At 72.8% G+C, this 26,430-nt stretch carries 23 protein-coding genes; 16 read left to right on the top strand and 7 right to left on the bottom strand.

Annotated features, from left to right (window positions below):
- Positions 1-40 precede the first annotated feature (40 nt).
- Complete coding sequence (locus ACQY0Z_RS06700; protein WP_439811964.1) at positions 41-511, top strand: hypothetical protein; 471 nt, start codon at positions 41-43, stop codon at positions 509-511.
- A 20-nt stretch (positions 512-531) separates the two neighbouring features.
- Here ACQY0Z_RS06700 and ACQY0Z_RS06695 read toward each other — a convergent pair whose 3' ends face one another.
- Positions 532-1,017 carry an Lrp/AsnC family transcriptional regulator gene (locus ACQY0Z_RS06695; RefSeq protein ID WP_019525931.1) on the bottom strand — a complete coding sequence of 162 codons (486 nt, stop codon included), beginning with the start codon at positions 1,015-1,017 and terminating at the stop codon, positions 532-534.
- Between the two features lie 189 nt (positions 1,018-1,206).
- Here ACQY0Z_RS06695 and pdhA (ACQY0Z_RS06690) point away from each other — a divergent pair, with 189 nt between their 5' ends.
- From pdhA (ACQY0Z_RS06690) to ACQY0Z_RS06665, 6 genes are all read left to right on the top strand, one after another.
- A complete protein-coding gene (gene pdhA / locus ACQY0Z_RS06690) occupies positions 1,207-2,349 on the top strand; it encodes a pyruvate dehydrogenase (acetyl-transferring) E1 component subunit alpha (protein ID WP_439811963.1) in 1,143 nt (380 codons plus the stop codon).
- The gene (locus ACQY0Z_RS06685) at positions 2,346-3,350 is read left to right on the top strand and encodes an alpha-ketoacid dehydrogenase subunit beta (RefSeq protein ID WP_189897010.1); all 1,005 of its coding nucleotides are present in this window, start codon (positions 2,346-2,348) and stop codon (positions 3,348-3,350) included. Before pdhA (ACQY0Z_RS06690) ends, ACQY0Z_RS06685 begins: the two co-directional genes overlap by 4 nt.
- Positions 3,350-4,768, top strand: coding sequence for a dihydrolipoamide acetyltransferase family protein (locus tag ACQY0Z_RS06680; protein ID WP_439811962.1), 1,419 nt, complete (start codon positions 3,350-3,352; stop codon positions 4,766-4,768). The genes ACQY0Z_RS06685 and ACQY0Z_RS06680 overlap by 1 nt, the downstream gene beginning before the upstream one ends.
- Before the next feature lie 100 nt (positions 4,769-4,868).
- On the top strand, positions 4,869-5,840 hold the full coding sequence (locus tag ACQY0Z_RS06675; RefSeq protein ID WP_439811961.1) for an NTP transferase domain-containing protein: 972 nt from the start codon (positions 4,869-4,871) through the stop codon (positions 5,838-5,840).
- A complete protein-coding gene (locus ACQY0Z_RS06670; RefSeq protein WP_439811960.1) occupies positions 5,837-7,270 on the top strand; it encodes a molybdopterin molybdotransferase MoeA in 1,434 nt (477 codons plus the stop codon). The genes ACQY0Z_RS06675 and ACQY0Z_RS06670 overlap by 4 nt, the downstream gene beginning before the upstream one ends.
- Complete coding sequence (locus ACQY0Z_RS06665) at positions 7,267-8,358, top strand: NAD-binding protein (protein WP_189897004.1); 1,092 nt, start codon at positions 7,267-7,269, stop codon at positions 8,356-8,358. Before ACQY0Z_RS06670 ends, ACQY0Z_RS06665 begins: the two co-directional genes overlap by 4 nt.
- Positions 8,359-8,467: 109 nt before the next feature.
- On the opposite strand, the gene ACQY0Z_RS06660 is transcribed toward ACQY0Z_RS06665, so the two are convergent.
- Positions 8,468-9,316 carry an ABC transporter permease gene (locus ACQY0Z_RS06660; protein ID WP_189897003.1) on the bottom strand — a complete coding sequence of 283 codons (849 nt, stop codon included), beginning with the start codon at positions 9,314-9,316 and terminating at the stop codon, positions 8,468-8,470.
- On the bottom strand, positions 9,313-10,347 hold the full coding sequence (locus tag ACQY0Z_RS06655; RefSeq protein ID WP_189897001.1) for an ATP-binding cassette domain-containing protein: 1,035 nt from the start codon (positions 10,345-10,347) through the stop codon (positions 9,313-9,315). Before ACQY0Z_RS06655 ends, ACQY0Z_RS06660 begins: the two co-directional genes overlap by 4 nt.
- A 338-nt stretch (positions 10,348-10,685) precedes the next feature.
- Here ACQY0Z_RS06655 and ACQY0Z_RS06650 point away from each other — a divergent pair, with 338 nt between their 5' ends.
- A complete protein-coding gene (locus ACQY0Z_RS06650; RefSeq protein ID WP_189896999.1) occupies positions 10,686-11,669 on the top strand; it encodes an NAD(P)H-quinone oxidoreductase in 984 nt (327 codons plus the stop codon).
- 4 nt (positions 11,670-11,673) lie between these two features.
- Here ACQY0Z_RS06650 and ACQY0Z_RS06645 read toward each other — a convergent pair whose 3' ends face one another.
- On the bottom strand, positions 11,674-12,465 hold the full coding sequence (locus ACQY0Z_RS06645) for a hypothetical protein (RefSeq protein WP_189897371.1): 792 nt from the start codon (positions 12,463-12,465) through the stop codon (positions 11,674-11,676).
- 160 nt (positions 12,466-12,625) lie between these two features.
- On the opposite strand from ACQY0Z_RS06645, the gene ACQY0Z_RS06640 reads away from it, so the two are divergent.
- Positions 12,626-13,171 carry a bacterial proteasome activator family protein gene (locus ACQY0Z_RS06640; protein ID WP_189896997.1) on the top strand — a complete coding sequence of 182 codons (546 nt, stop codon included), beginning with the start codon at positions 12,626-12,628 and terminating at the stop codon, positions 13,169-13,171.
- A gap of 64 nt (positions 13,172-13,235) precedes the next feature.
- Here the strand turns inward: ACQY0Z_RS06640 and ACQY0Z_RS06635 are convergent, their stop codons facing one another.
- The gene (locus ACQY0Z_RS06635) at positions 13,236-14,870 is read right to left on the bottom strand and encodes a protein kinase domain-containing protein (RefSeq protein ID WP_254587483.1); all 1,635 of its coding nucleotides are present in this window, start codon (positions 14,868-14,870) and stop codon (positions 13,236-13,238) included.
- A 369-nt stretch (positions 14,871-15,239) separates the two neighbouring features.
- Between ACQY0Z_RS06635 and ACQY0Z_RS06630 the strand changes: the two genes are divergently transcribed.
- The 4 genes from ACQY0Z_RS06630 (at position 15,240) to ACQY0Z_RS06615 (ending at position 20,940) form a co-directional block, all read left to right on the top strand.
- Positions 15,240-16,871: a protein kinase domain-containing protein gene (locus ACQY0Z_RS06630; protein WP_254587482.1), complete on the top strand. Its 1,632-nt coding sequence runs from the start codon at positions 15,240-15,242 to the stop codon at positions 16,869-16,871.
- 395 nt (positions 16,872-17,266) lie between these two features.
- A complete protein-coding gene (gene pdhA / locus ACQY0Z_RS06625) occupies positions 17,267-18,472 on the top strand; it encodes a pyruvate dehydrogenase (acetyl-transferring) E1 component subunit alpha (protein ID WP_254587481.1) in 1,206 nt (401 codons plus the stop codon).
- Position 18,473: 1 nt separating this feature from the next.
- Entirely contained in the window at positions 18,474-19,451 is a 978-nt protein-coding gene (locus ACQY0Z_RS06620) for an alpha-ketoacid dehydrogenase subunit beta (protein WP_189896990.1), read from the top strand.
- Between the two features lie 10 nt (positions 19,452-19,461).
- Positions 19,462-20,940 carry a dihydrolipoamide acetyltransferase family protein gene (locus ACQY0Z_RS06615; RefSeq protein WP_439811959.1) on the top strand — a complete coding sequence of 493 codons (1,479 nt, stop codon included), beginning with the start codon at positions 19,462-19,464 and terminating at the stop codon, positions 20,938-20,940.
- Between the two features lie 76 nt (positions 20,941-21,016).
- On the opposite strand, the gene ACQY0Z_RS06610 is transcribed toward ACQY0Z_RS06615, so the two are convergent.
- A complete protein-coding gene (locus ACQY0Z_RS06610) occupies positions 21,017-21,919 on the bottom strand; it encodes a D-alanyl-D-alanine carboxypeptidase family protein (protein WP_189896987.1) in 903 nt (300 codons plus the stop codon).
- Between the two features lie 197 nt (positions 21,920-22,116).
- Between ACQY0Z_RS06610 and ACQY0Z_RS06605 the strand changes: the two genes are divergently transcribed.
- Both ACQY0Z_RS06605 and ACQY0Z_RS06600 read left to right on the top strand, forming a co-directional pair.
- Positions 22,117-22,773: a GntR family transcriptional regulator gene (locus ACQY0Z_RS06605; protein WP_381728700.1), complete on the top strand. Its 657-nt coding sequence runs from the start codon at positions 22,117-22,119 to the stop codon at positions 22,771-22,773.
- A complete protein-coding gene (locus tag ACQY0Z_RS06600; RefSeq protein ID WP_439811958.1) occupies positions 22,770-24,083 on the top strand; it encodes an MFS transporter in 1,314 nt (437 codons plus the stop codon). The genes ACQY0Z_RS06605 and ACQY0Z_RS06600 overlap by 4 nt, the downstream gene beginning before the upstream one ends.
- A gap of 507 nt (positions 24,084-24,590) precedes the next feature.
- Here ACQY0Z_RS06600 and ACQY0Z_RS06595 read toward each other — a convergent pair.
- On the bottom strand, positions 24,591-25,415 hold the full coding sequence (locus ACQY0Z_RS06595) for a maleylpyruvate isomerase family mycothiol-dependent enzyme (protein ID WP_189896983.1): 825 nt from the start codon (positions 25,413-25,415) through the stop codon (positions 24,591-24,593).
- 219 nt (positions 25,416-25,634) lie between these two features.
- Here ACQY0Z_RS06595 and ACQY0Z_RS06590 point away from each other — a divergent pair, with 219 nt between their 5' ends.
- A complete protein-coding gene (locus ACQY0Z_RS06590; RefSeq protein ID WP_189896982.1) occupies positions 25,635-26,429 on the top strand; it encodes a carbon-nitrogen family hydrolase in 795 nt (264 codons plus the stop codon).
- Position 26,430: the final 1 nt, after the last annotated feature.

Here is a 26,430-nt window from a genome sequence, read left to right as displayed (position 1 = left end):
TGGAAACCGGCGGGCGGCCGGAGGCCTACTCTCGCCGCTGATGGAGATGTCCTTCCGGAAGCTGCCGGACGACCAGCACGGGATCCTGGTACGGCGTGACGAGTGGCCGGACGTACGGCTCCCCGCCCAGCCCGCCGGACCGTCGATGCCGCACGACCTGGTGCACGCGGTGGTGGAGACCGCGCTCGGGATCGACGACGGCTTCTGGGGCGCGACGGCGCGCGGCGCCACCTTCCAGGGCTTCGAAATCGTCACCCCCGGCCGGCACCGCCGGTCCGGGATGAAGGTGCTGCGCCGGGGCGGGGACGCCGTGCTGGACGCCGAGCTGCGCGTGGCCTGGGCCTACCGGGCCTGGAGCGGCCAGCCCACCGAGGGCCACGGGGTCGGTCCCGCGCTGCTCGACGCGGAAGCGCGGGCCAGGACGGGGCCGCGGCTGGACGCCGCCGCGAAGCGCTGGACCGCCGTACCCGTCGGCGGGGAACTGGTGTGGCGCTGGGGAGTGGACAGCTGAGGGCCCTCTGCGGCTCCTGGTCACCACTGCGGCTCCAGGTCCTCCTCCTCGAACACCAGCAGCGTGCGGGTGCTGAGCACCTCGGGAATGGCCTGAAGTCGCGTCAGGACGAGCTCGCGCAGCGCCCGGTTGTCCGGCGTGTGCACCAGCAGCAGGACGTCGAAGTCCCCGCCCACCAGGGCGATGTGCGAGGCGCCGGGGAGCTGCCTGAGTTGCTCGCGCACCGTGCGCCAGGTGTTCTGCACGATCTTCAGCGTGATGTACGCCGATGTGCCGTGACCGGCGCGTTCGTGGTCGACGCGGGCGCCGAAGCCCCGGATGACCCCGTCCTCGACGAGCCGGTTGATCCGCGCGTAGGCGTTCGCGCGGGACACGTGCACGCGCTCGGCGACCGACCGTATCGACGCGCGGCCGTCGGCCTGCAGCATGCGCAGGATGTCCTGGTCGATCGCGTCGAGGGGCCGCGCCGGCGGCAGCGGCCCCGTCCCTTCCTGTCCCTCGGCCATTTGTTCAGATGCCACCCGCCCCCACCTCTCAGCCGTGGACGTCCTGCATCCATCCCACGATGTGGAGAACCGTTTGTCCACAGCCTGACGCCACCCGTAGCCAAAATGTGCCGGCGACCGAACAATCGGTTGGTGAGGCGCGTCACAGACGCCGCGCCTCCGTCAGCCGTCCCACGAGGAGGTGCCGTCATGACGGTCATGGAGCAGCGGGGGGCCTACCGGCCGACCCCGCCGCCCGCCTGGCAGCCCCGTACCGACCCCGCCCCCCTGCTGCCCGACGCGGAGCCGTACCGCGTGCTCGGCACGGAGGCGGCGGCCGAGGCGGACCCGGAACTGCTGCGCAGGCTGTACGCGGAGCTGGTGAAGGGCCGCCGTTACAACGCGCAGGCCACCGCCCTCACCAAGCAGGGCCGTCTCGCGGTGTACCCCTCCAGCACGGGCCAGGAGGCGTGCGAGGTCGCCGCCGCCCTGGTGCTCGAGGAGCGCGACTGGCTGTTCCCGAGCTACCGCGACACCCTCGCGGTCGTCGCGCGTGGCGTGGACCCGGTCGAGGCGCTCACCCTGCTGCGCGGCGACTGGCACACCGGCTACGACCCCTACGAGCACCGGGTGGCCCCGCTGAGCACCCCGCTCGCCACCCAGCTGCCGCACGCCGTGGGTCTCGCCCACGCGGCCCGCCTCAAGGGCGACGACGTGGTGGCGCTCGCCATGGTGGGCGACGGCGGCACCAGCGAGGGCGACTTCCACGAGGCGCTGAACTTCGCGGCCGTCTGGCAGGCCCCGGTCGTCTTCCTCGTCCAGAACAACGGCTTCGCGATCTCCGTCCCGCTCGCCAGGCAGACCGCGGCCCCGTCGCTGGCCCACAAGGCCGTCGGATACGGGATGCCCGGCCGTCTGGTCGACGGCAACGACGCGGCCGCCGTGCACGAGGTCCTCGCCGACGCGGTGCGCCGTGCCCGCGCGGGCGGCGGCCCGACCCTGGTCGAGGCGATCACCTACCGCGTGGACGCCCACACCAACGCCGACGACGCGACCCGCTACCGCGGCGACGCCGAGGTCGAGGCGTGGCGGGAGCACGACCCCATCGCGCTGCTGGAGCGGGAGCTGACCGGCCGCGGCCTGCTGGACGAGGCCGGTGCCGAGACCGCCAAGCAGGACGCCGAGACCATGGCCGCCGATCTGCGCGCCCGGATGAACCAGGACGCGGAACTCGACCCCATGGACCTGTTCACCCACGTCTACGCGGAGCCCACGCCCCAGCTGCTGGAGCAGCGGGAGCAGCTGCGGGCCGAGCTGGCGGCCGAGGCCGAGTCGGAAGGAGAGCGGCCATGACCACCGTCGCCGTGAAGCCCGCCACCATGGCGCAGGCCCTCACGCGCGCGCTGCGCGACGCCATGGCCGACGACCCGTCCGTGCACGTCATGGGCGAGGACGTCGGCACGCTCGGCGGCGTCTTCCGCATCACGGACGGCCTGGCCAAGGAGTTCGGCGAGGACCGCTGCACGGACACCCCGCTGGCCGAGGCGGGCATCCTCGGCACGGCCGTCGGCATGGCCATGTACGGGCTGCGGCCGGTCGTGGAGATGCAGTTCGACGCCTTCGCCTATCCCGCGTTCGAGCAGCTCGTCTCGCACGTGGCGAAGATGCGCAACCGCACCCGCGGCAAGATGCCCCTCCCCCTGACGATCCGCATCCCCTACGGCGGCGGCATCGGCGGTGTCGAGCACCACAGCGACGCGTCCGAGGCGTACTACATGGCGACTCCGGGGCTCCATGTCGTCACGCCCGCGACCGTCGCCGACGCCTACGGCCTGCTGCGGGCCTCCATCGCCTCCGACGACCCGGTCGTCTTCCTGGAGCCCAAGCGGCTCTACTGGTCCAAGGACGCCTGGAACCCGGAGCAGCCGGCGGCCGTTGAGCCGATAGGCCGTGCCGTGGTCCGGCGCACCGGGCGGAGCGCGACCCTCGTCACCTACGGGCCGTCCCTCCCCGTCTGCATGGAGGCGGCCGAGGCCGCCCAGGCCGAGGGCTGGGACCTGGAGGTCGTCGACCTGCGCTCGCTGGTGCCGTTCGACGACGAGACGGTGTGCGCCTCGGTGCGGCGGACCGGACGTGCGGTCGTCGTCCACGAGTCGGGCGGCTTCGGCGGCCCGGGCGGTGAGATCGCGGCCCGGATCACGGAGCGCTGCTTCCACCATCTGGAGGCGCCGGTGCTGCGCGTGGCCGGGTTCGACCTGCCGTACCCGCCGCCGATGCTGGAGCGTCACCACCTGCCCGGTGTGGACCGGATCCTGGACGCCGTGGGGCGTCTGCAGTGGGAGGCCGAGAGCTGATGGCACAGGTGCTGGAGTTCAAGCTGCCCGACCTCGGTGAGGGGCTCACCGAGGCGGAGATCGTGCGCTGGCTGGTCGAGGTCGGCGACGTGGTCGCCGTGGACCAGCCGGTCGTCGAGGTCGAGACGGCCAAGGCGATGGTGGAGGTGCCCTGCCCCTACGGCGGTGTGGTCACCGCCCGCTTCGGCGCGGAGGGCACCGAACTGCCGGTCGGCGCCCCGCTGCTGATGGTCGCCGTCGGCGAGACGGCTGACGGCCGCCCCGCCGGTGACGCGGGCACCCCTGCCACCGCGGGAGCCGGCCGCGCGAGCGGCCGGGAGCCGGCCGCCGAGGGCTCCGGCAACGTGCTGGTCGGCTACGGCACCTCCGAGGCCCCGGCCCGGCGCCGCCGGGTGCGCCCCGCCGCTCCCGCGGTGAACGGACGGCCGAGGACGCCGGAGCCGGTGCGGGAGACGCGGCCGGCGGACACCCCGCAGGCCGCCCCGAGCGCGCGGACCGCACGCCCGGCGCCGGAGGACGGTCCGGTCCCGGTGATCTCCCCGCTGGTGCGCAGGCTGGCCCGGCAGAACGGCCTGGACCTGCGGAAGCTGACCGGTTCCGGCCCCGACGGACTGATCCTGCGCAGGGACGTGGAGCACGCGCTGCGGGCCGCCGGCGCCCAGGACCGCACGGACACGACGGAACCCGCCGCCGCCCCGGCTGCCGCCGCCCCTTCCGCGAGCACCGCCTCGGTCACCCGCGTCCCCCTCAAGGGCATCCGGGGCGCCGTCGCCGACAAGCTCTCCCGCAGCCGCGCCGAGATACCGGACGCGACCTGCTGGGTGGACGCCGACGCGACGGAGCTGATGCGGACCAGGGCCGCGATGAACGCGGCGGGCGGGCCCAAGATCTCCGTGCTGGCGCTGCTGGCCCGGATCTGCACGGCCGCGCTCGCCCGCTTCCCGGAGCTCAACTCCTCGGTGGACACCGAGGCCAGGGAGATCGTCCGGTACGCGGACGTGCACCTCGGGTTCGCGGCGCAGACCGAGCGGGGGCTGGTCGTCCCCGTGGTCCGCGACGCGCACACGCGGGACGCGGAGTCGCTCACGGCGGAGTTCGCCCGGCTGACCGAGGCGGCGCGCGAGGGCACGCTGACCCCCGCGCAGCTCACCGGCGGCACGTTCACCCTGAACAACTACGGGGTGTTCGGCGTCGACGGGTCCACTCCGATCATCAACCACCCCGAGGCCGCCATGCTGGGCGTCGGCCGCATCGTCCCCAAACCGTGGGTGCACGAGGGCGAGCTGGCGGTCCGGCAGGTCGTGCAGCTCTCGCTCACCTTCGACCACCGGGTGTGCGACGGCGGCACGGCGGGCGGGTTCCTGCGGTACGTGGCCGACTGCGTGGAACAACCGGCGGTGCTGCTGCGGACGTTGTGACCGTCACGGCCTGACCTCGCCCACCCCCGGCGGGCCGGGGTCGCCTCTTCCCGCGTGCCCCTGCGTTCCCTGTGATCGCGGGGGCACGCATACTCGGGGGGTGACCGAGTACCAGCCACCCGCCGCCGCGCACGGCGTCCCGCCCGATGCGCACGGCGACCCGAACGCCACGGCTCACGCGACCGTGTACGACGCCGTCGTGCTCGCCGGCGGTGCGGCCCGGCGGCTGGGCGGCGCCGACAAGCCGGCCGTGCGGGTCGGCGGACGCCCTCTGCTCGACCGGGTGCTCACGGCCTGCGCCGACGCCCGCGCCACGGTGGTCGTGGCCGGTCCCCGCCCCACCGCGCGCCCCGTCACCTGGGCCCGCGAGGACCCGCCGGGCGGCGGCCCCGTCGCCGCGCTCGACGCCGGACTGCGGCACGTCACCGCCGGGCACGTCGTGCTGCTCTCCGCCGACCTGCCCTTCCTCGACGCCCGTACCGTCGCCGCGCTGCTGGACACCCTGCGCCGGAGCGCGGCCGACGGTGTGCTGCTGACCGACGCCGACGGCCGGGACCAGCCGCTGGTGGCCGCGTACCGCGTGCCGTCCCTGCGCCGTGAGCTGGCCGGGCTCTCCGTCGCGCACGGCGGGACGGCCGGGCTCCCCCTGCGCCGGCTCACCGGTGCCCTCGACCTTCTCCGTATCTCCGACCCGGTGGCGTCCTTCGACTGCGACACCTGGGACGACATCGCCACTGCCAGGGCACGCATCAGGGAGCATGGACACGTGTTGGACGAATGGATCTCCGCAGTCAAGGACGAGCTGGGCATCGACCTGGACGTCGACACCGGCGTGCTGCTCGACCTCGCCCGTGACGCCGCCCACGGGGTGGCACGGCCGGCCGCCCCGCTGACCACCTTCCTGGTCGGCTTCGCCGCCGCGCGGGCGGGCGGTGACGCCGACGCCGTGGCCGAGGCGGCCCGCAAGGCCGCGGCGCTGGCCAACCGCTGGGCCGAGGAGGACGCACAGGACACGGCGGACGCATCGCCCTCCGGCGGCGCGGAACCCGAAACCCGCACGGACGCCGGATGACCCCGCGCACGCCCCGGGCCGGTGAGGACGCCGACGACCTCGACGTCGAGGAGGCGCTCGCCCTCGTGAACGACGCCCACACCCCCGGCGACCGCCCCTCCGGCGACCGCACGCACGGCGACGACGGCGCAGGTGGCAGCGGTTCGCACGGCAGCGGCTCGCACGGCGCCTCTGCCTCCGGAGCCCCCGCGCACCGCGACGGCACCGACTGGGCGGAGGCCCGCGCGACCGCCGCGCACGCCCCCCGCCGGGGCGGCGGCCACCGCGGCGGACACCTTCCGCCCGTCTCGGTCCCGCTGTCCTCCGCGCTCGGCCTCACCCTGGCCGCCCCGCTGATCGCGCTGACCGACCTGCCGTCGTTCGACACCTCCGCCATGGACGGCTGGGCGGTCTCCGGTCCCGGTCCCTGGGACGTGCGGGAGGAGGGCGTCCTCGCCGGGCACACCGCGCACGCGCCGTTGACCGACGGGGAGGCGGTGCGGATCGCCACCGGCGCGCGGGTCCCGCCGGACACCACCGCCGTGCTCCGCAGCGAGCACGGCCGTACCGACGACAAGGGCCGGCTGCACGCCACCGCCGCGACCCGGGCGCCGCACACCGTCTCGCACGGCCAGGACATCCGCCCCCGAGGCCAGGAGTGCCGCAACGGCGACCAGTTGCTGCCGGTGGGCACGCTGGTGACCCCGCCGGTGCTCGGCATGGCGGCGGCGGCCGGGTACGACACGCTCACCGTCGTCCCCCGGCCCCGTGCGGCCGTCTTCGTGCTCGGTGACGAGCTGCTGGGCGAGGGGCTGCCGCACGAGGGGCTGATCCGGGACGCGCTGGGCCCGCTGCTGCCGCCGTGGCTGCGCGCGCTGGGCGCCGACGTGGTCGACGTACGGCGGGTCGGGGACGAGGAGGACGCGCTGCACCAGGCGCTGAAGGGCTGCGACGCCGACGTCGTGGTCACCACCGGCGGCACGGCCGCGGGCCCGGTCGACCATGTGCACCCCACGCTGCGGCGCCTCGGGGCCGAGTTGCTGGTGGACGGGGTCGCGGTGCGTCCCGGGCACCCGATGCTGCTGGCGCGGATCTCGGAGAAGCAGTACCTCGTCGGCCTGCCGGGCAACCCGCTCGCCGCCGTGTCCGGGCTGGTCACGCTCGCCGAGCCGCTGCTGCGCACCCTGGCGGCCCGCCCCGCCCCGGAGGGGTACACGCTGCCGCTCAGGGACGCGGTGCAGGGGCATCCGTACGACACCCGGCTGGTGCCCGTCGCCCTGCGCGGTGACCGGGCGCTGCCTCTGCTCTACAACGGTCCTGCGATGCTGCGTGGGATCGCCGCGGCGGACGCGCTGGCCGTCGTACCGCCAGGGGGCGCCAAGCCCGGGTACGAGGCGGAACTGCTGGACCTGCCCTGGGCGTCCGGGGGAATCGGGGTGTGTTTCACGTGAAACTTCCGGGCCAGGACGCCATCGCCCGTCAGGCCGACGAGCATCTGGTCACCTACCGGGTCAAGCTGCCGCGCAAACTGGTGGAACACCCGATCCGCCAGGTCGCCAAGCGGCTGTCGATGGCCCTGCTGGTGCTCGTGGTGACGGCGTTCATCGTGTACGCCGACCGGGACGGGTACACGGACAACTCGGACGGTTCCCTCGACCTGCTCGACGCGTTCTACTACGCGACCGTCACCCTCTCGACCACGGGCTACGGCGACATCACCCCGGTGACGGACGGGGCCCGGCTCACCAACATCTTCGTCATCACGCCGCTCCGGGTGATGTTCCTGATCATCCTGGTCGGCACCACCCTCGAAGCCCTCACCGAACGCACCCGGGAGGAATGGCGACTGAACCGCTGGAGGTCCACGTTGCGCGATCACACCGTAGTCGTCGGGTTCGGGACCAAGGGCAGGTCCGCGATCAGGACGGTCTGTGCGACGGGACTCCGCAAGGAGCAGGTCGTGGTGGTCGACCCCAGCGCCAAGGCGATCGAGGCGGCCACGGCGGACGGGTACGCCGGTGTCATAGGGGACGCGACGCGCAGCGAGGTGCTGAAGCGCGCCGAGCTCCAGCGGGCCCGCCAGGTCATCATCGCCACCCAGCGCGACGACACCGCGGTCCTGGTGACGCTGACGGCACGCCAGCTCAACCGGAACGCCAAGATCGTCGCCGCGGTCCGCGAGGAGGAGAACGCGCCGCTGCTCAAGCAGTCGGGCGCCGACGCGGTCATCACCAGCGCCAGCGCGGCCGGACGCCTGCTGGGCCTCTCCGTGCTGAGCCCTGCGGCGGGCATGGTCATGGAGGACCTGATCCAGCAGGGCACCGGTCTCGACGTCGTGGAACGGCCGGTCATAAAGTCCGAGGTGGGCAAGACCCCGCGGGAGCTGGACGACCTGGTGGTGAGCGTGGTGCGCGGGCACCGGGTGCTCGGCTACGACGACCGGGAGGTCGGGACGCTGGAGCTGACGGACCGGCTGATCACGATCGTGCGGGCCACACCGGTCACGCAGATCGCGCCGGATGTGCGGCCGTTGCGTTAGTCGGGACGCTGCGAGGCTGAGACGCTCCGCGGCCAGGACGCTTCGGTGCCAGGGCGCGGTACGGCCCCGAGGGTTCGGTCCCCGGGGCCGTTTCCATGCCGTGAGCCGTCTACTTCCGGTTGTACAGCCGCATCGTCACCGGGCCGAAGACCAGCACGAGCGCCGCCGCCCAGCCCAGGGTCCACATGATGTCCGCGGCCGGCCAGTCGCCCGCCATCAGTCCGCGGACCGCCGACGCCAGGTGGGTCACCGGGCTGTTGTTCACGAAGGCCTGGAGCCAGCCGGGCATGGTGCGCGGGTCGACGAAGACGTTGGACAGGAAGGTGAGCGGGAAGATCACCATCATGCTGACGCTCATCACCGACTTCTCGGTGCGCAGCAGCAGCCCGAACATCGTCCAGATCCAGGAGAACGCGAACGAGAACACCAGCAGCAGGGCGATCCCGGCGACCACTCCGGGGAAGCCGCCGTCGGGCCGGTACCCGAGCAGCAGGCCCATGGCCAGCATGATCACGGACGCGATGGTGTAGCGCAGGGCGTCGCCGAGCAGGTAGCCGACCATCGCCGAGGGCCGCCAGATCGGCAGCGAGCGGAAGCGGTCGAAGACGCCCTTCTCGATGTCGATGTTCACCGAGACACCCGTGTACATCGTGATCATGACGACCGACATCACGAGGATGCCCGGCAGCACGAACTGGATGTAGTCCGTCGGCGAACCCGCCAGCGCACCGCCGAAGAGGTACGTGAACATCAGCAGGTTCATGATCGGGAAGGCGGTGACGTCGAAGAGCTGCTCGGGCACATGTTTGATCTTCAGCATGGCGCGCCAGCCGAACGTGAGGGACGTGGACAGCGAGCTGGGCCGCTGCGGCCGCTCCTCGGCGACCAGCAGCGCCGCCAGGGACTCGGTGCTGACGGGCGCGAGTTCCTTGGTCTCGGTGCTCGTGGCCGTGCTCATGCCGCCACCTCGTCCTTCGTGTCGTCGCCGGTGCCGTCCGTGCCGTCCGTGCCGTCCGCCGAGCCGGTGTCGTGGCCGGTCAGCGCGAGGAAGACCTCGTCGAGGCTCGGCTGGCCGAGGGAGAAGTTGTCGACGGTGACGCCGGCCCGGGACAGCTCGGTGAGCGCCCGCGCCGCCTGGTCGGCCGCGCTGTCGCTGGTCGCTGCGTTGAGCCTCGCGGTGAGCGCCACGGGGTCGGGTTCGAGCTGCACCTCGGCGAGCAGCAGGTCGCGCAGCAGCCGCTCGGCGTCCGGGCGCCGCTCCGGGTCGCGCAGCCGCACATGGACGGACCCCGCGCCCACGGACGCCTTGAGCTCGCCCTTGGTGCCCTCGGCGATGACCCGGCCTTTGTCGATCACCGCGATCCGGGAGGCGAGCTGGTCGGCCTCGTCCAGGTACTGCGTGGTCAGCAGCACGGTGGTGCCCTGGGCGACGACCGCCCGCACGATGTCCCAGACCTGGTTGCGGCTGCGCGGGTCGAGTCCGGTGGTGGGCTCGTCGAGGAACAGCAGGTCCGGGGTGTTGAGGATGGAAGCGGCGATGTCGATGCGGCGCCGCATGCCGCCCGAGTAGTGCTTGACCTGTTTGCCCGCTGCCTCGGTGAGACCGAACGCCTCCAGCAGCTGCGCGGCGCGCTCTCGGGCCGCGGGCTTGCGGTGGCCCAGCAGGCGGCCCAGCAGGACCAGATTCTCCGTGCCGGTGAGGTCCTCGTCGACCGACGCGTACTGGCCGGTGAGGCTCACCCTGGAGCGGACCGCGTCGGCGTCGCGCACGACGTCGTGACCGAAGACGCGGGCCTCGCCGCCGTCCGGGCGGAGCAGGGTGGCGAGCATCTTCACGGTGGTGGTCTTGCCGGCGCCGTTCGGGCCGAGGACGCCGTAGACGGTGCCCGTGGGCACGGTGAGGTCCACGCCGTCGACGGCCCGTGTCTCACCGAAGGTTTTGACCAGGCCCGCGGTTTCGATCGCCGGGGCGGACGGGTGCGTGCTCATGCTTCGGGGTCCTTCCGCGTGCTTGGGCTACGCATGGGGGGACTTTTACGGTCGCGCGAACTCATCGGTTCCGCACGCGGATTTTTTGGCGCCGGCGCCGTAGGAGGGGGTTTCAAGGACTCCGCCTCTTGGACCTCCGTTCGCGCAGTTCCCCGCGCCCCCTGGGGGTGTGGGTGCCCAGGCTTCTTGAGGGGCGAGGCGTCCCTGACGTCCGTTTGCGCAGTTCCCCGCGCCCCCTGGGGGTGTGGGTGCCCGGGTCCTTCGAGGGGCGAGGTGTCTCTGGCCTCCGTTCGCGCAGTTCCCCGCGCCCCTGGGGGCCTCGGAGTACCGTCCCCCTCATGTATGCGATCACGATTCCCGAACCCGGTGGGCCCGAGGCGTTGGTGTGGGACGAGGTTCCCGATCCTGTCGTCGGTGAGGGGGAGGTCCTCGTCGACGTGGTGGCCACGGCTGTCAACCGGGCCGACATCCTGCAGCGTCAGGGCTTCTACGACCCGCCGCCCGGTACGTCTCCCTACCCCGGTCTGGAGTGCTCCGGACGGGTCGCGCAGGTCGGGCCGGGGGTGAGTGGCTGGGCCGTCGGGGACGAGGTCTGCGCGCTGCTCTCCGGCGGCGGCTACGCCGAGAAGGTGGCCGTTCCCGCCGGGCAGCTGCTGCCCGTTCCCGAGGGGGTCTCCGTCGAACGGGCCGCCGCGCTGCCCGAGGTGGTCTGCACGGTCTGGTCGAACGTCTTCATGATCGCCCACCTGCGCCCCGGCGAGACCTTCCTCGTGCACGGCGGCTCCAGCGGCATCGGCACCATGGCCATCCAGCTCGCCAAGGCGGTCGGGGCGAAGGTCGCCGTGACCGCCGGCACCAAGGAGAAGCTGGAGCGCTGCGCCGAGCTGGGCGCGGACATCCTGATCAACTACCGCGAGCAGGACTTCGTGGCCGAGCTGCGGGAGGCCACCGACGGCAAGGGCGCGGACGTCATCCTCGACAACATGGGCGCCAAGTACCTGAACCGCAACGTCCAGGCCCTCGCCGTGAACGGACGCCTGGTGATCATCGGCATGCAGGGCGGGGTGAAGGGCGAGCTGAACATCGGCGCCCTGCTCGCCAAGCGCGGCGCGATCACCGCCACCACCCTGCGCGCGCGTCCCGTGGAGGAGAAGGCCGCGATCGTGGCGGCCGTACGGGAGCACGTCTGGCCGCTGGTGTCGGCCGGTCATGTCCGTCCGGTGATCGACCGGGAGATCCCCATGCCGGACGCCGCCGAGGCGCACCGGATCGTGGAGGACAGCTCCCACATCGGCAAGGTCCTGCTCGTCACGCCCAGGTGAGCCGTCAGCGCGTCCCGCGTTCCTGACGCATCCGCAGTCCCAGGAAGGCGAGGGCGAACCCGAGGCCCATGAGGACCAGGCCGCTGCCCAGCGGCAGGATCCGCAGCACCGGCTCCACGGCGGTCCCCGTGACCGCGTCCGGCTCGGCGGTCCGCGACGACGAGGCGGTCGCCGGGACCACGGCCGAGGACGAGGGTCCCGTCGGCCCTGTGGCGTCGGAGCCGTCCGGGTACCCCTCCGCCGTGTCGTCCTCGGCCGGTGTGGACGCGTCGCGCCGGGCGCCGGGACGGCGCATCCCGTCGCCGTCCGGGCGTCCGGCCGCCTCGGTGGGACCCGAGCCCTCCTCCTCGGCACGGCCCCGGCGGGGCGGCTCGGTGTCCCGGGACTGCTCACGTGCCGTCTCCTGCCGCCCTGGCCTGTCCCGTCCCTCGCCCTGCCCGTTCCCGGACCGGGCGGCCGACGGCGAGGCCGAGCGCGAGGGGGAGGCCGGGGCGGACGGGGAGCGGGAGGCCGGGGCGGACGGGGAGCGGGAGGCCGCGCGGGCGCGGTCGCTCGCGTCGGGGCCCGGAGGCGTCCGCTCCGCCCCGTACGCCACGCCGGCCGCACCCGGCGGGCCGGGGAACGGGCCGTACGGCAGCAGCACGGCCCCCGCCCCCAGCACGAACGTCGCCCCCAGTGTGCGCAGCCATGGAGTCACGGCCGGGACCTCCCGCGCCGGCCGGTGCTCGGCCGCACCGTCGGCAAGTTGGGACGGATGGACGCCCACCAGCCTCGCACCGGGGGACGGGACCGGCATGCCGGACAGGGCCGTACGGAGGACCCGCCGCCGCGACCCCCTCAGAGGCGGGCCTCCCGCGCTGAGAACGCGGCCGCTTCCGGGGGCCCACCGCGCTGAGAACGCGGCCGCTTCCGGGGGCGCACCGCGTGGTGAAGCGGGTGTGCGCGACAATGGTCGAATGGAGATGCCGAGGAACGAACGGTCGCCGGAGAATCCGCAGATCCTGGTCGTCGGCCAGGACGGTATGGCGCTCAGCGGCGGCAAGGGCGGCGACGAGGACTCCCGTGAGACTCCGGTGACGGAGCAGGTGGAGCAGCCGGCGAAGGTCATGCGGATCGGCAGCATGATCAAGCAGCTGCTGGAGGAGGTGCGGGCGGCCCCTCTCGACGAGGCCAGCCGCAACCGCCTCAAGGAGATCCACGCCAGTTCGGTGAAGGAGCTCGAGGACGGCCTGGCGCCGGAGCTGGTCGAGGAGCTGGAGCGGCTCTCCCTGCCCTTCACGGACGAGGCAACCCCCAGCGACGCGGAGCTGCGCATCGCGCAGGCCCAGCTGGTGGGCTGGCTGGAGGGGCTCTTCCACGGGATCCAGACGACGCTCTTCGCCCAGCAGATGGCGGCGCGCGCGCAGCTGGAGCAGATGCGCCGGGCCCTGCCGCCGGGTGTCGCCGAGGGGCACGAAGACGCCCACCATCCGGGTGGTCGCGCGGGTGGCCCCTACCTGTAGAACGCCTCATCACAGCGGAAGGGGCCCGGCACGGACGCCGGGCCCCTTCCGTATGGTCCGGGTGTCAGGAGGTGGGCGGGTTGCCCGTCGAGACCTTCAGCGTGATCTCCGGCATGTCCTCCGGGTCGACGTCCGTGCCGGCCGGCGGGAACTGCTCGCGGACCGAGCCCTCGCCGTAGGTGTTCTCGTCGACCGTGACGATCTTGAGGTTGCCGCCCCAGCCGGCGGCCTGGAAGCACGCCTTCACCGAGGCGATGTGCTTGAACTTGAAGTTCGGCAGCCGGATCAGCTCGGGGTCGTTGTACGACTCCTGCGGCTCCTCGCACTCCTCCGGCTCGATCGTCTTGGACGTGTCCGGACCGCGGTAGCCCTCGGGCTTCTCCGTGGCGGAGGCGCTGCCGCCGCCCGCGTTCGGTTCCTTCTCGTCCCCGTTGTTCAGCACGAGCGCCGTCACCAGACCGCCGACCGCCAGCACCGCGACCAGCGCGGACGCGACGATCACCGAGGTGTTCCGGCCGCGCCCCTGACCACCGCCGGTGCCCTGCGGCGAGATCGTGTACGGCGCGGGCGTCGACGGACCCTGCGGGGCGTACGGGCTCGGCGTCGGGTAGCCGCCCTGCTGCGGGTAGCCGTAGGCCGGGGCGGGCGTGGCCGGGGCCGGGGTGCCGTACGGGTTCGGCGGGGGCGTCGGCTGGTACGGCGTCTGCACGCTGCCGGCGGGCGTCTGCCCGGACTGGTCGACCGGCGGGAACACCGCGGAGCCGACGCCGGCGCCGCTGGGCGTCTGGCTGCCGGGCACGATGCTCGGCGGGGCCGCCTGGAAGGACTGCGCCACCCGCAGGCACTCCCCGCGCATGGCCTCCGCGCTGGGGAAACGCTCGTTGGGGTTCTTCTTCAGGGCGCGGGTGATCAGCGCGTCCACGGCCGGCGGCAGCGAGCGGTTGATCGAGGAGGCGACCGGCGGCTCCTCCTGCACGTGCGCGTAGGCGATGGCGAGCGGCGAGTCCGCGTCGAACGGCAGCCTGCCGGTGACCAGCTGGAAGAGCATGATGCCGACCGAGTACAGGTCGGAGCGGGCGTCGACGCCCCGGCCGAGGGCCTGCTCCGGGGAGAGGTACTGCGGGGTGCCGACGACCATGCCGGTCTGCGTCATCGACGTCACACCGGACTGCATGGCGCGGGCGATGCCGAAGTCCATCACCTTGACCACGCCGCGCTTGGTCATCATCACGTTGCCCGGCTTGATGTCGCGGTGGACCAGCCCCATCTCGTGGCTGATCTCCAGCGCCGCCAGCACGTCGGCGGTGATCCTCAGCGCCTTGTCGGCGGGCATCGCGCCGTGCTGCCGTACGTCCTCGTCGAGCACGGAGCCGAGCGGGCGGCCCTCCACGTACTCCATGACGATGTACGGAGTGGTCATCCCGTCGACGTCGTCCTCGCCGGTGTCGAACACCGAGACGATGTTGGTGTGCGTGAGCTTCGCCACGGACTGGGCCTCGCGGCGGAAGCGCTCACGGAACGCCTGCTCCCGTCCGAGTTCCGTGTGCAACGTCTTGATGGCGACCTGACGGTCCAGCACCGTGTCGTAGGCGAGATGCACCGACGCCATGCCACCCTGGCCGAGCAGGTCCCGCAGTTGGTAGCGTCCGCCCGCGAGCGCCCGCCCCGTGTGCCGGCCCTGTGCGCCGTCCTGGCTCATGTTCCGCGTCCCCCGTAGCCTCTCCGGCGTCCGGCGCCGCCGTCGGTGACTTGTCTCTCGTGACGTGTCGTCGTCGTAGATCGAAAGTGCTATTCCCGGCCAAGTCTGCCCCAGGGCACCGACACGTCAAGCGCGGTGCCCGTTCCGTGACCGTACGCGAAAGAAGCGTCGCGGAAGCGTTACAGCGGTCGTACGGCCGGTACACGGAATTTGCACGACGGTACGGCCAGCGGGTTTGATGACCGGTCCGTCGCGTGCCGGACCGGGCAGCCCGTCCCGGACCGGAGGCCCCGGCAGAGGCTGTAGCGTGGCCGACGGAGACCGTAACAACACCGCGCGCACCGCGGGCAGAAACGACGGCGAGGACTGATGGCACAGCAGCAGCGCGCTCAGGGCCCGTCCGACCCCGAGGCGACTGGCGGCGGCATGTCGGACGCGCCGGACAACTGGGGCAACGGCGGGCTGGTCGGCGACGGCCGGTACCGGCTCACGCACCGGCTCGGCCGGGGCGGCATGGCCGAGGTGTTCGCCGCGGAGGACGTACGCCTCGGGCGTACCGTCGCCGTGAAGCTGCTGCGCTCCGACCTGGCCGAGGACCCGGTGTCCAAGGCGCGCTTCACGCGCGAGGCCCAGTCCGTGGCCGGCCTCAACCATCACGCGATCGTCGCCGTGTACGACTCCGGCGAGGACCTGATCGGCGGCCAGTCCGTGCCGTACATCGTGATGGAGCTGGTCGAGGGCCGCACCATCCGCGACCTGCTGATGAACGCGGAGGCGCCGGGCCCGGAGCAGGCGCTGATCATCGTCTCGGGCGTCCTGGAGGCCCTGGCCTACTCGCACCAGCACAACATCGTGCACCGCGACATCAAGCCGGCCAACGTCATCATCACCAACAACGGCGCCGTGAAGGTGATGGACTTCGGCATCGCCCGCGCCATGCACGGGGCGTCCACGACGATGACGCAGACCGGCATGGTCATGGGCACCCCGCAGTACCTCTCCCCGGAGCAGGCGCTCGGCAAGGCCGTCGACCACCGCTCCGACCTGTACGCGACCGGCTGCCTGCTGTACGAACTGCTGGCGCTGCGCCCGCCGTTCACCGGTGAGACGCCGCTGTCGGTGGTCTACCAGCACGTCCAGGACATCCCCACGCCTCCCTCCGAGGCCTCGGACGCCTGCCCGCCCGAGCTGGACGGGCTCGTGATGCGCTCCCTCGCCAAGGACCCGGACGACCGGTTCCAGACGGCCGAGGAGATGCGCGGTCTCGTCCAGTACGCGCTGCAGATGCTTTACGACCAGGGCGGCCACACCGGCACCTGGAACACCGGGCCCGTCGACATGCACGAGGGTCCGCGCACGCCCGCGGGCGGGTACGCCGGCACCGCGGCCATGCCGCACCCGGACCAGTCCGGCACCACGGCGATCCCGCAGCCGATCCTGCCCCACGGGTACGGCGGCCGGGACGACGGCGGCTTCGAGGGCCACGGCAACCAGGGCAGCGGCCGCGGCAAGCTGTGGATCCTCGCCGTGCTCGCGGTGATCGCCGTCGCGGCCGGTGTCGCGCTCGCGCTGAACAACGGCGGCGGCGGGGGCGAGGGCGGCAAGACCGACACCTCGCCGTCGGTCTCGCAGAGCACGAAGGAGGAGTCGCCCAGCGAGTCGCCGACGGAGGAGGAGACCGAGGAGACCTCCGGTCCCGACACCGACCCGGGCTCCGGCTCCGGCGGCAACGGCGACTGGACCCCCAGCTACGAGCCGTCCTGGACTCCGTCCCAGCCGGACACGGAGCAGCCGACGGAGGAGCCGACGGCGACGCAGTCCACCGAGACGGGCGGCACCGACGACGGCGGCACCGACGACGGGGGCACCGACGACGGCGGCACCGGGGACGGCGGCACGGAGACCGGCGGCACCGAGACCGGGGGCACCGGTCCCGGCGGCGCGGGTGGCGCCGACGCGGGCGGGCTCAACGCCGGCGTGCCCGGCGGCGCGGGCAACTGACCGGCGTCACCGTCCCCCGACTGAACAATTCGCCCTCCCTGAGGGCACCCCGTGACTTCCCCGGCGGCACCCCGTGCCGCCGGGGAAGTCTGCTCTTCCCGTGCCCGGCTCGGCCGGGATAACGTGCCGTTGCTCCGGCCTCCTGCAAGGCTGTGACCAGCGCGCCTTCCGGGCCTACCCCGATTTACTTGGATATCCAAGCAAAATCGCAGGTCAGAGGGGGTTTCACAGAAATGTGGAGCACTGGGTAACGTGCTGTGTGCAGGGCGCTCGCCGGGGCACCTGTCACGCCTGTTCCCGGTCGAGTGGCACCCACCCCGTGCCCGGTGGTCGGAACAGGTGAGCCGCACTGGCCTACCGGCAACCCCGGGGGCCGGACCGACGGAGGAGCACACGTGACCGTGGAGAGCACTGCCGCGCGCACACCGCGACGCAGCGCCGGAAACAAGGCCGGCACCACCGGCACCAAGCGCACCACCAGCACCACCAAGAAGGCCGCAGGCGCCGGGAAGGGCGCCGAGCCCGCCCTCGTCCAGCTGCTGACGCCCGAGGGCAAGCGCGTCAAGAACGCCGAGTTCGACCAGTACGTCGCCGACGTCACGGCCGAGGATCTGCGCGGGCTGTACCGCGACATGGTGCTCACCCGTCGCTTCGACGCCGAGGCCACCGCGCTCCAGCGCCAGGGCGAGCTGGGCCTGTGGGCCTCGCTGCTCGGGCAGGAGGCGGCGCAGATCGGCTCCGGCCGGGCGCTGCGCGACGACGACTACGTCTTCCCCACCTACCGCGAGCACGGCGTCGCCTGGTGCCGCGGGGTGGACCCGACGAACCTGCTCGGCATGTTCCGCGGCGTCAACAACGGCGGCTGGGACCCGAACGGCAACAACTTCCACCTGTACACGATCGTCATCGGCTCCCAGACGCTGCACGCCACGGGCTACGCGATGGGCATCACCAAGGACGGCGCCGACAGCGCGGTCATCGCGTACTTCGGCGACGGCGCCTCCAGCCAGGGCGACGTGGCAGAGGCCTTCACCTTCTCCGCGGTCTACAACGCGCCCGTGGTGTTCTTCTGCCAGAACAACCAGTGGGCGATCTCCGAGCCGACCGAGAAGCAGTCCCGCGTGCCGCTGTACCAGCGCGCGCAGGGCTACGGCTTCCCGGGCGTGCGCGTGGACGGCAACGACGTGCTGGCGAACCTGGCCGTCACCAAGTGGGCCCTGGAGCGGGCCCGCGCCGGCGAGGGACCGACGCTCGTCGAGGCGTTCACGTACCGCATGGGCGCGCACACCACCTCCGACGACCCGACCCGCTACCGCACGGACGACGAGCGGCTGGCCTGGGAGGCGAAGGACCCGATCCTGCGCCTGCGCCGCCACCTGGAGGCCTCGGGCCACGCGGACGAGGGATTCTTCGCGGAACTGGAGACCGAGTCCGAGGCGTTGGGCAAGCGGGTGCGCGAAGCGGTCCGTGCCATGCCGGACCCGGACCACTTCGCCATCTTCGAGAACGTGTACGCGGACGGCCACGCGCTGGTGGACGAGGAGCGGGCGCAGTTCGCCGCCTACCAGGCCTCGTTCGCGGACGAAGACGGGGGTAAGTGACATGGCTGAGAAGATGGCTCTGGCCAAGGCGATCAACGAGTCGCTGCGGCGCGCCCTGGACGCGGACCCGAAGGTCGTCGTCATGGGCGAGGACGTCGGCAAGCTGGGCGGCGTCTTCCGGGTGACGGACGGCCTGCAGAAGGACTTCGGCGAGAGCCGGGTCATCGACACCCCGCTCGCCGAGTCGGGGATCGTCGGCACGGCGATCGGCCTGGCCCTGCGCGGCTACCGCCCGGTGGTGGAGATCCAGTTCGACGGCTTCGTCTTCCCCGCGTACGACCAGATCGTCACGCAGCTCGCGAAGATGCACGCCCGCGCGCTGGGCAAGGTCAAGATGCCCGTCGTCGTGCGCATCCCCTACGGCGGCGGCATCGGCGCGGTGGAGCACCACTCCGAGTCGCCGGAGGCGCTGTTCGCCCACGTGGCCGGTCTGAAGATCGTGTCGCCGTCGAACGCGTCGGACGCGTACTGGATGATGCAGCAGGCCGTCCAGAGCGACGACCCGGTGATCTTCTTCGAGCCGAAGCGCCGCTACTGGGACAAGGGCGAGGTCGACACCGAGGCGATCCCCGGCCCGCTGCACAAGGCGAAGGTGGTGCGTGAGGGCACGGACCTGACCCTCGCCGCGTACGGCCCGATGGTGAAGCTCTGCCAGGAGGTCGCGGACGCGGCCGCCGAGGAGGGGCGCAACCTGGAGGTCCTCGACCTGCGCTCGGTCTCCCCGATCGACTTCGACGCCGTCCAGGCGTCGGTGGAGAAGACGCGCCGTCTGGTCGTCGTGCACGAGGCGCCGGTGTTCTTCGGCTCGGGCGCGGAGATCGCCGCCCGGATCACGGAGCGCTGCTTCTACCACCTGGAGGCCCCGGTGCTCCGGGTCGGCGGCTACCACGCCCCGTACCCGCCGGCCCGTCTGGAGGAGTCCTACCTCCCGGACCTGGACCGGGTGCTCGATGCCGTCGACCGCTCGCTGGCGTACTGAGGAGAGGGTCGTGACGACGATGACGAACGCGTCCGTACGCGAGTTCAAGATGCCGGACGTGGGCGAGGGCCTCACCGAGGCCGAGATCCTCAAGTGGTACGTCCAGCCCGGTGACACCGTCACCGACGGGCAGGTGGTCTGCGAGGTGGAGACGGCGAAGGCCGCCGTCGAGCTGCCCATCCCCTACGACGGCGTGGTCCGTGCCCTGCACTTCCCCGAGGGCACCACGGTCGACGTGGGCACGTCCATCATCGCGGTGGAGGTGGCGGGCGGCGCCCCGGCGCAGGAGGAGGCCCCCGCGGCCCCCGCCCCCGCCCCCGCCGCGGAGCCGGAGCAGCCCGCCGAGCAGCCCGCGGCCCGTCAGCCGGTGCTGGTCGGCTACGGCGTCGCCACGTCCTCCACCCGCCGCCGCCCGCGCAAGCAGGCGCCGGACGCGGCGGCCGGGCAGGCCGCGTCGGCGGTCCAGTCCGAGCTGAACGGCCACGGGGCCGCTCCGGCCGCCGCCGCCGCTCCGGCCGCCGCCGCCGCTCCGGCCGCCCCCGCCGCTCCGGCCGCCCCCGAGCAGCGTCCGCTGGCGAAGCCGCCGGTGCGCAAGCTGGCCAAGGACCTGGGCGTCGACCTGGCCACGGTGACCCCGACCGGCCCGGGCGGCGTCGTCACCCGCGAGGACGTCCACGCGGCCGTCGCCGCGGCCCAGGTCCCGCAGCAGACGGCCCCGGCGGCCCAGCCGTCCGCCCCGGCCGTCCCCACGCCCGTCCAGCCCGCGGCCCCGGCGTCGTACGACTCCGCCCGCGAGACGCGCATCCCCGTCAAGGGCGTGCGCAAGGCGACCGCGGCGGCCATGGTCGGCTCGGCGTTCACCGCGCCGCACGTCACGGAGTTCGTGACGGTCGACGTGACCCGGACGATGAAGCTGGTCGAGGAACTGAAGCAGGACAAGGAGTTCGCGGGCCTGCGCGTGAACCCCCTGCTGCTGATCGCCAAGGCCCTGCTGGTCGCGATCCGCCGGAACCCCGACATCAACGCCTCGTGGGACGAGGCGGCGCAGGAGATCGTGGTCAAGCACTACGTGAACCTGGGCATCGCGGCGGCCACCCCGCGCGGTCTGATCGTGCCGAACATCAAGGACGCCCACGCCAAGACGCTGCCCGAACTGGCCGCGTCCCTGGGTGAACTGGTGTCCACCGCCCGGGAGGGCAAGACCTCCCCGTCCGCCATGCAGGGCGGCACGGTGACGATCACCAACGTCGGCGTCTTCGGCGTCGACACGGGCACGCCCCTCCTCAACCCGGGCGAGTCCGCGATCCTCGCGGTCGGTGCGATCAAGCCCCAGCCGTGGGTCCACAAGGGCAAGGTCAAGCCGCGCCAGGTCACCACCCTGGCCCTGTCCTTCGACCACCGCCTGGTCGACGGCGAGCTCGGCTCCAAGGTCCTCGCCGACGTGGCGGCGGTCCTGGAGCAGCCGAAGCGGCTGATCACCTGGGCCTGACGGTCACGCAGCAACAGAGAGGGGCGCCGCACACCAGGTGTGCGGCGCCCCTCCGCGCGTCCGGGGCCCGGGTGGGTCAGATCTTGCTGAACGCGTAGTTCATGAGGGCCTTCGCGTCCTTCTCGCGCTGCGCGGCGGAGGAGGAGGCGAGGACGGTGCCGACGACCGTCTTGCCGTTGCGGGTCGCGGCGAAGACCAGGCAGTACTTGGCCGTGGGGCCCGAGCCGGTCTTCACGCCGATGGTGCCGCTGTAGCTGCTCAGCAGGGTGTTGGTGTTGACCCACGGCGCCATCGTGCGGGTGCCGCCCGTCTTGGTCTTCGTCTTCGCCGTGTACTTCTTCGTCTTCACGATCGCGCGGAACGTGGCGTTCTTCATCGCGCTGCCGGCGATCTTCGTCAGGTCACGAGGCGTCGAGTAGTTGCTGCCGTTGCCGATCCCGTCGAACGAGTCGAAGTGGGTGTTCTTCAGGCCCAGCTTCTTCGCGTCTGCGTTCATCTTGGAGATGAAGGACTTCACGCGGGCCGAGCGGGTCGAACCGGTGCCGAACTTGTCGGCCAGCGCGTACGCGGCGTCGCAGCCGGACGGCAGCATCAGCCCGTAGAGGAGCTGGCGGACGGTGACCTTGTCGCCGACGATCAGCCGCGCGGACGAGGCGTTCTTCGACACGATGTAGTCGCTGTACGCCTTCTGGATCGTGACCGTGGCGTTCAGGTTCAGGTTCTTCTGGGCGAGCACGACCTTCGCGGTCATGATCTTGGTGGTGGAGCCGGTGGCGCGGCGGGTGTCCCCGAGCTTCGTGTACAGCGTCTTGCCGTTCGCGTTGTTGATCACGAAGCCGCCCTTGGCGACGACGGACGGAACGGGGGCGGCGGCCTGTGCCGGCGCCGCGTAGAGAGCTCCGGAGGCGAGCACGGCGCCGGTGGTGACGACGACGCCGGCGGCTCTGCGGAAGCGGATGCCCTGGATGCCGATTTTCAAGTCAGATACCCCGATTTACCTGAAAGGCCGTGCTGCCCGGCCTGGTTGAGGAGCGGCCGCGCGGAAGGGGCCGCACGTGTCTGACGCGTACGCCGAGGGGATGGTTGTACGGGAGAAGGGCGCATTTTCCCGGCAGGCGGTGTTTCGCATGGTGGACGCATGCTTCCATGCGTACCTGTTGTATCTATGCTGTCCGCATGAGTGTGTCCGCCCCCGCGAAACGTCCCCCCGCAGCCGACCGCGTCTACGCCCACGTCAAGCAGGGCGTGCTGGAGCGCACGTACGAGGGCGGGACGCTCCTCACGGAGGGCGAGCTGGCCGAGGCCGTGGGCGTCTCCCGCACGCCCGTGCGCGAGGCCCTGCTGCGCCTGGAGGCCGAGGGGCTGATCAGGCTCTACCCGAAGAAGGGCGCTCTTGTACTGCCGGTCTCCGCGCAGGAGATCGCCGACGTCGTCGAGACGCGGCTGCTCGTCGAGGAGCACGCGGCGCGCAAGGCCGTGCCCGCGCCCCCCGGTCTCATCGCGCGCCTGGAGCAGCTGCTCGCGCGCCAGAAGGAGGAGGCGGCGGCCGGCGACTTCGCCGCGGCCTCCGTCACCGACCGGTGCTTCCACGCCGAGATCGTCCGCAGCGGCGGCAACGAGATCCTCTCCCGCCTCTACGACCAGCTGCGCGACCGTCAGCTGCGCATGGGCCAGGCCGTGATGCACTCCCACCCCGACCGCATCGCCAAGACCCTCGCCGAGCACGAGGAGATCCTGGGCGCGCTGCGCTCCGGCGACGCCGACGCGGCCGTCGAGGTCGTCCACCGGCACGTCGGCTGGTTCTCCCACCTCGCCCGGGGAGAGGTGCGATGAGCGGCGCCGCCACGCGCGCCGCCGGCACGCTGCCCGGCGACCCGCCCGGAGGGCGGCGCGCGCTCGCCGTCTGGGGGATCGGCGTCTCCGTCTACTTCGTCGCCGTCATCTTCCGCACGTCCCTGGGCGTGGCCGGTCTCGACGCGGCCGACCGCTTCGACGTGGGCGCCTCCGCGCTCTCCACGTTCTCCATCCTCCAACTGCTGGTCTACGCGGGCATGCAGATACCCGTCGGCCTGCTGGTGGACCGGCTCGGCACCAAGAAGGTGCTGAGCCTGGGCGCGGTGCTGTTCACCCTCGGACAGCTCGGCTTCGCCCTCTCCCCGTCGTACGGCATGGCGCTCGCCGCCCGCGCGCTGCTCGGCTGCGGCGACGCGATGACCTTCATCAGCGTGCTGCGGCTGGGCGCGCGGTGGTTCCCGGCGCGGCGAGGGCCGCTGGTCGGGCAGATGGCCGGACTCATCGGCATGGCCGGCAACCTCGTCTCCACGCTGGTCCTGGCCCGGCTGCTGCACGGCGTCGGCTGGACGGCGGCGTTCGCGGGCAGCTCGCTCGCGGGGGCCGTTGTGCTCGTCCTGGTGCTGCTGTTCCTCAAGGACCATCCCGAGGGGCACGAGCCGGAACCGGTGTCGCACCAGGGCGCCGCGTACGTCCGCCGGCAGATCGCCCGGTCCTGGCGTGAGCCGGGGACCCGGCTGGGGCTGTGGGTGCACTTCACCACGCAGTTCCCGGCGATGGTGTTCCTGCTGCTGTGGGGCATGCCGTTCCTGGTCGAGGCCCAGGGGCTGTCCCGCGCGGTGGCCGGTGAGCTGCTCACCCTGGTGGTGCTGGCCAACATGGCCGTCGGTCTCGTCTACGGCCAGGTCGTCGCCCGGCATCACGGGGCGCGGCTGCCGCTGGCGCTCGGCACGGTGGGCGCGACGGCTCTGTTGTGGGCCACGACGCTGGCCTGGCCGGGGGACAGGGCGCCGATGTGGCTGCTGGTCGTGCTGTGCGCGGTGCTGGGGGCCTGTGGGCCGGCGTCGATGATCGGCTTCGACTTCGCCCGGCCGGCGAACCCGCCCGAGCGGCAGGGGACCGCCTCCGGCATCACCAACATGGGCGGGTTCGTCGCCTCGATGACGACGCTCTTCGCGATCGGCGTGCTGCTGGACGCCACGGGGGACGACTACAGGGTCGCCTTCTCGGCGGTGTTCGTCCTGCAGGCGCTGGGGGTCACGCAGATCCTGCGGTTGCGCCGGCGGGCGGCGCGGCGGGAGCGGGAGCGGTTGGTCGCCAGCAGGGTGTCGACGGTGCATGTGCCTGCGTGACGGCCGGGGGTGTTGCGGTGCGGGCGGGTGCAGGGGCGCCGCCCGCGCCCGCCCGCGCCGCTCATGGGCGGCACGCATGCCCGCGGGCAGCGGGGACCCTGGCCGCGCGGGCGGCCGGTGCCGCCCGGGCACGTAGGCCCGCGGGCTGTGGGGATCGGGAAGTCGCGCGGGTTGTGCCGGGGTCTCCCTTGGGGGGCGGGGGTGCCGCCCGGGCCCACCCGTGCCGCCCACGGTGGCACGAATGCCCCGGGCGGCCGGAGCCGGGGCTGCCGCCTGGGCATGTAGGCCCGCGGGCTGTGGGTATCGGGATGTCGCGCGGGTTGTGCCGGGGGTGTCGGGGTCTTGTGGGGGCCGGGGTGCCGCCCGGGCCCACCCGCGCCGCCCTGGGTGGCACGTATGCCCGCGGGCGGCGGGAGCCGGGGCTGCCGCCCGGGCGCCGGCCCGGGCGGCGGGGGTGCTGCCGTCCACCCGCGTGCTGCGGCGGGCGGCGTCAGGGGGCGCCCCCGGTTACGGCGTCACCGCGAAGTGGCGGAGGATCGCCGCGGCCAGGTCCTGGTCGCCCTCCGTTTTGATGCGGTCCGCGACCGCCTCCGCCGTCACGCGGCCGCAGGCCAGGCGGACGTAGGTCTCCCAGTCGAGGACGAGGGTGGCGGCCGGGCCGAGGGCCGGGGCGGTTTCGAGGGTGCCGCGGCCCTGGATGTCGACGCGGATCGTGCGCAGGAACTCCACCGGGCCGTGCACGTCCACGACCACCGCGGAGCTGCGCGGCGCCTGCGCCAGGTCGGCCACGACACGCGGGAGTTCGTCGAGCAGGACGTCGCGGGCGACATGGGCGCCGGGGGAGTCGAGATTGCCGGGGCGGCCCAGCGCCGTGCGGAGGTCCTGCTCGTGCGCCCACACGTCGAACGCGTGCCGGCGCATCGACTCCTCCAGCGTCAGCTCCGTGCCCAGCGGCCCGCGCACCTTGGTGCCGGGGTCGCGGGACTCGTTCCGCAGCTGGCGGTTACGCCGGATGATCATCAGCTCCAGCTCGGAGGTCATCTCCGGCGCCGTGTGATGGCGGCGCACGTCGACCTGCATCTCCATGTACCGCTGGTGGTCGTTGGTGACGTGGAACAGGTCACGCGGCAGCGAGTGGATCGGCCGGGGGTCGCCGTACATCTCCGAGTCGAGGCCGATGACGTGCGAGACCACGTCACGGACCGACCAGCCCGGGCAGGGCGTGCGCCGGTTCCAGTCGGCCTCCGGCAGCGGCTGCACCAGCTCGGATATCGCCTCGATGGAGTGGGACCAGGCGTCGGCGTAGGGCTGGAGGGCGGGATGCAGACTCACGGAACGGGACCCCTCGGCGGTCGGTACACGGGCAGGTTGTGGCGGCGGTGCCAGTGGGCGATGGCTGCACTGCGCGGGTGTCTCGGGTCTCCCCCGGTTCTCGGCTTCGCTCGAACCGGCGGGACCCCCAAGTTACGCTGCTGACAGGCACCCCGGCAGTGCTTTCGTGTGACGATCGTAGGCCCGTGGACGCGGGTCGAATGCCAGGACGGTGGTAGTGTGCGCGCTTCCTTGCTGCAAGTCGCCGTGAACGAGGACGAATCGGTCGAATCGCGTCGGCGCCGGGTGGCGGCCCTGGTACGCGATCAGGCCGGGGCGGACCTCGTGGTCCTCCCCGAGCTGTGGACCACGGGCGCCTTCGCCTACGAGGGCTTCGGCGCCGAGGCGGAACCGCTCCAGGGACCGACGTACGAGGCGATGGCCAAGGCGGCGAGCGAGGCGGGCGTCTGGCTGCACGCGGGGTCCGTCCCGGAGCGGGACCCCGACGGCACCCTCTACAACACCTCCCTCGTCTTCTCCCCCTCCGGCGAACTCGCCGCGTCCTACCGGAAGATCCACCGCTTCGGCTTCGACAAGGGCGAGGCCGTGCTGATGGGGGCGGGCGAGGAGCTGGTGACGGTCCGTCTGCCGGACACCGTCGTGGGCGTGGCGACCTGCTACGACCTGCGCTTCCCGGAGCTCTTCCGCGGCCTGGTCGACGCCGGCGCGGAGACCTTCGTCGTCCCGGCGGGCTGGCCCGAACGGCGCCGCGCCCACTGGACGCTGCTGGCGCGGGCGCGCGCCGTGGAGAACCAGGCGTTCGTCCTCGCGTGCGGAACGGCCGGGACGCATGCGGGAGTTCCGCAGGCGGGACACTCGGTCGTGGTGGACCCGTGGGGCGAGGTCCTCGCCGAGGCGGGTCCCGGCGAGGAGGTCCTGACCGTCGACTTCGACCCGGCGACGGTGGCGGGCACCCGGGACCGCTTCCCGGCCCTCAAGGACCGCGTCCTGGGTCTGGACCGCCCCCGCCGCTGAC

This window comes from Streptomyces sp. P9-2, from assembly GCF_051903975.1.
In the GTDB taxonomy this organism is placed as follows: Bacteria; Actinomycetota; Actinomycetes; order Streptomycetales; family Streptomycetaceae; genus Streptomyces; species Streptomyces cellulosae.
The sequence above is the reverse complement of the archived record's forward strand: the minus strand, read 5'-3'. Positions and strand labels throughout refer to the sequence as shown.

Bases quoted from the DNA above. Each gene is read 5' to 3' on its own strand.
- ACQY0Z_RS06650 (WP_189896999.1), top strand. From the start codon at position 10,686: ATGTATGCGATCACGATTCCCGAACCCGGTGGGCCCGAGGCGTTGGTG.
- ACQY0Z_RS06630 (WP_254587482.1), top strand. From the start codon at position 15,240: ATGGCACAGCAGCAGCGCGCTCAGGGCCCGTCCGACCCCGAGGCGACT.
- ACQY0Z_RS06695 (WP_019525931.1), bottom strand. From the start codon at position 1,017: ATGGCCGAGGGACAGGAAGGGACGGGGCCGCTGCCGCCGGCGCGGCCC.
- pdhA (WP_439811963.1), top strand. From the start codon at position 1,207: ATGACGGTCATGGAGCAGCGGGGGGCCTACCGGCCGACCCCGCCGCCC.
- ACQY0Z_RS06655 (WP_189897001.1), bottom strand. From the start codon at position 10,347: ATGAGCACGCACCCGTCCGCCCCGGCGATCGAAACCGCGGGCCTGGTC.
- ACQY0Z_RS06640 (WP_189896997.1), top strand. From the start codon at position 12,626: ATGGAGATGCCGAGGAACGAACGGTCGCCGGAGAATCCGCAGATCCTG.
- ACQY0Z_RS06680 (WP_439811962.1), top strand. From the start codon at position 3,350: ATGGCACAGGTGCTGGAGTTCAAGCTGCCCGACCTCGGTGAGGGGCTC.
- ACQY0Z_RS06605 (WP_381728700.1), top strand. From the start codon at position 22,117: ATGAGTGTGTCCGCCCCCGCGAAACGTCCCCCCGCAGCCGACCGCGTC.
- ACQY0Z_RS06700 (WP_439811964.1), top strand. From the start codon at position 41: ATGGAGATGTCCTTCCGGAAGCTGCCGGACGACCAGCACGGGATCCTG.
- ACQY0Z_RS06685 (WP_189897010.1), top strand. From the start codon at position 2,346: ATGACCACCGTCGCCGTGAAGCCCGCCACCATGGCGCAGGCCCTCACG.
- ACQY0Z_RS06645 (WP_189897371.1), bottom strand. From the start codon at position 12,465: ATGCCGGTCCCGTCCCCCGGTGCGAGGCTGGTGGGCGTCCATCCGTCC.
- ACQY0Z_RS06660 (WP_189897003.1), bottom strand. From the start codon at position 9,316: ATGAGCACGGCCACGAGCACCGAGACCAAGGAACTCGCGCCCGTCAGC.
- ACQY0Z_RS06600 (WP_439811958.1), top strand. From the start codon at position 22,770: ATGAGCGGCGCCGCCACGCGCGCCGCCGGCACGCTGCCCGGCGACCCG.
- ACQY0Z_RS06670 (WP_439811960.1), top strand. From the start codon at position 5,837: ATGACCCCGCGCACGCCCCGGGCCGGTGAGGACGCCGACGACCTCGAC.
- ACQY0Z_RS06620 (WP_189896990.1), top strand. From the start codon at position 18,474: ATGGCTGAGAAGATGGCTCTGGCCAAGGCGATCAACGAGTCGCTGCGG.
- ACQY0Z_RS06635 (WP_254587483.1), bottom strand. From the start codon at position 14,870: ATGAGCCAGGACGGCGCACAGGGCCGGCACACGGGGCGGGCGCTCGCG.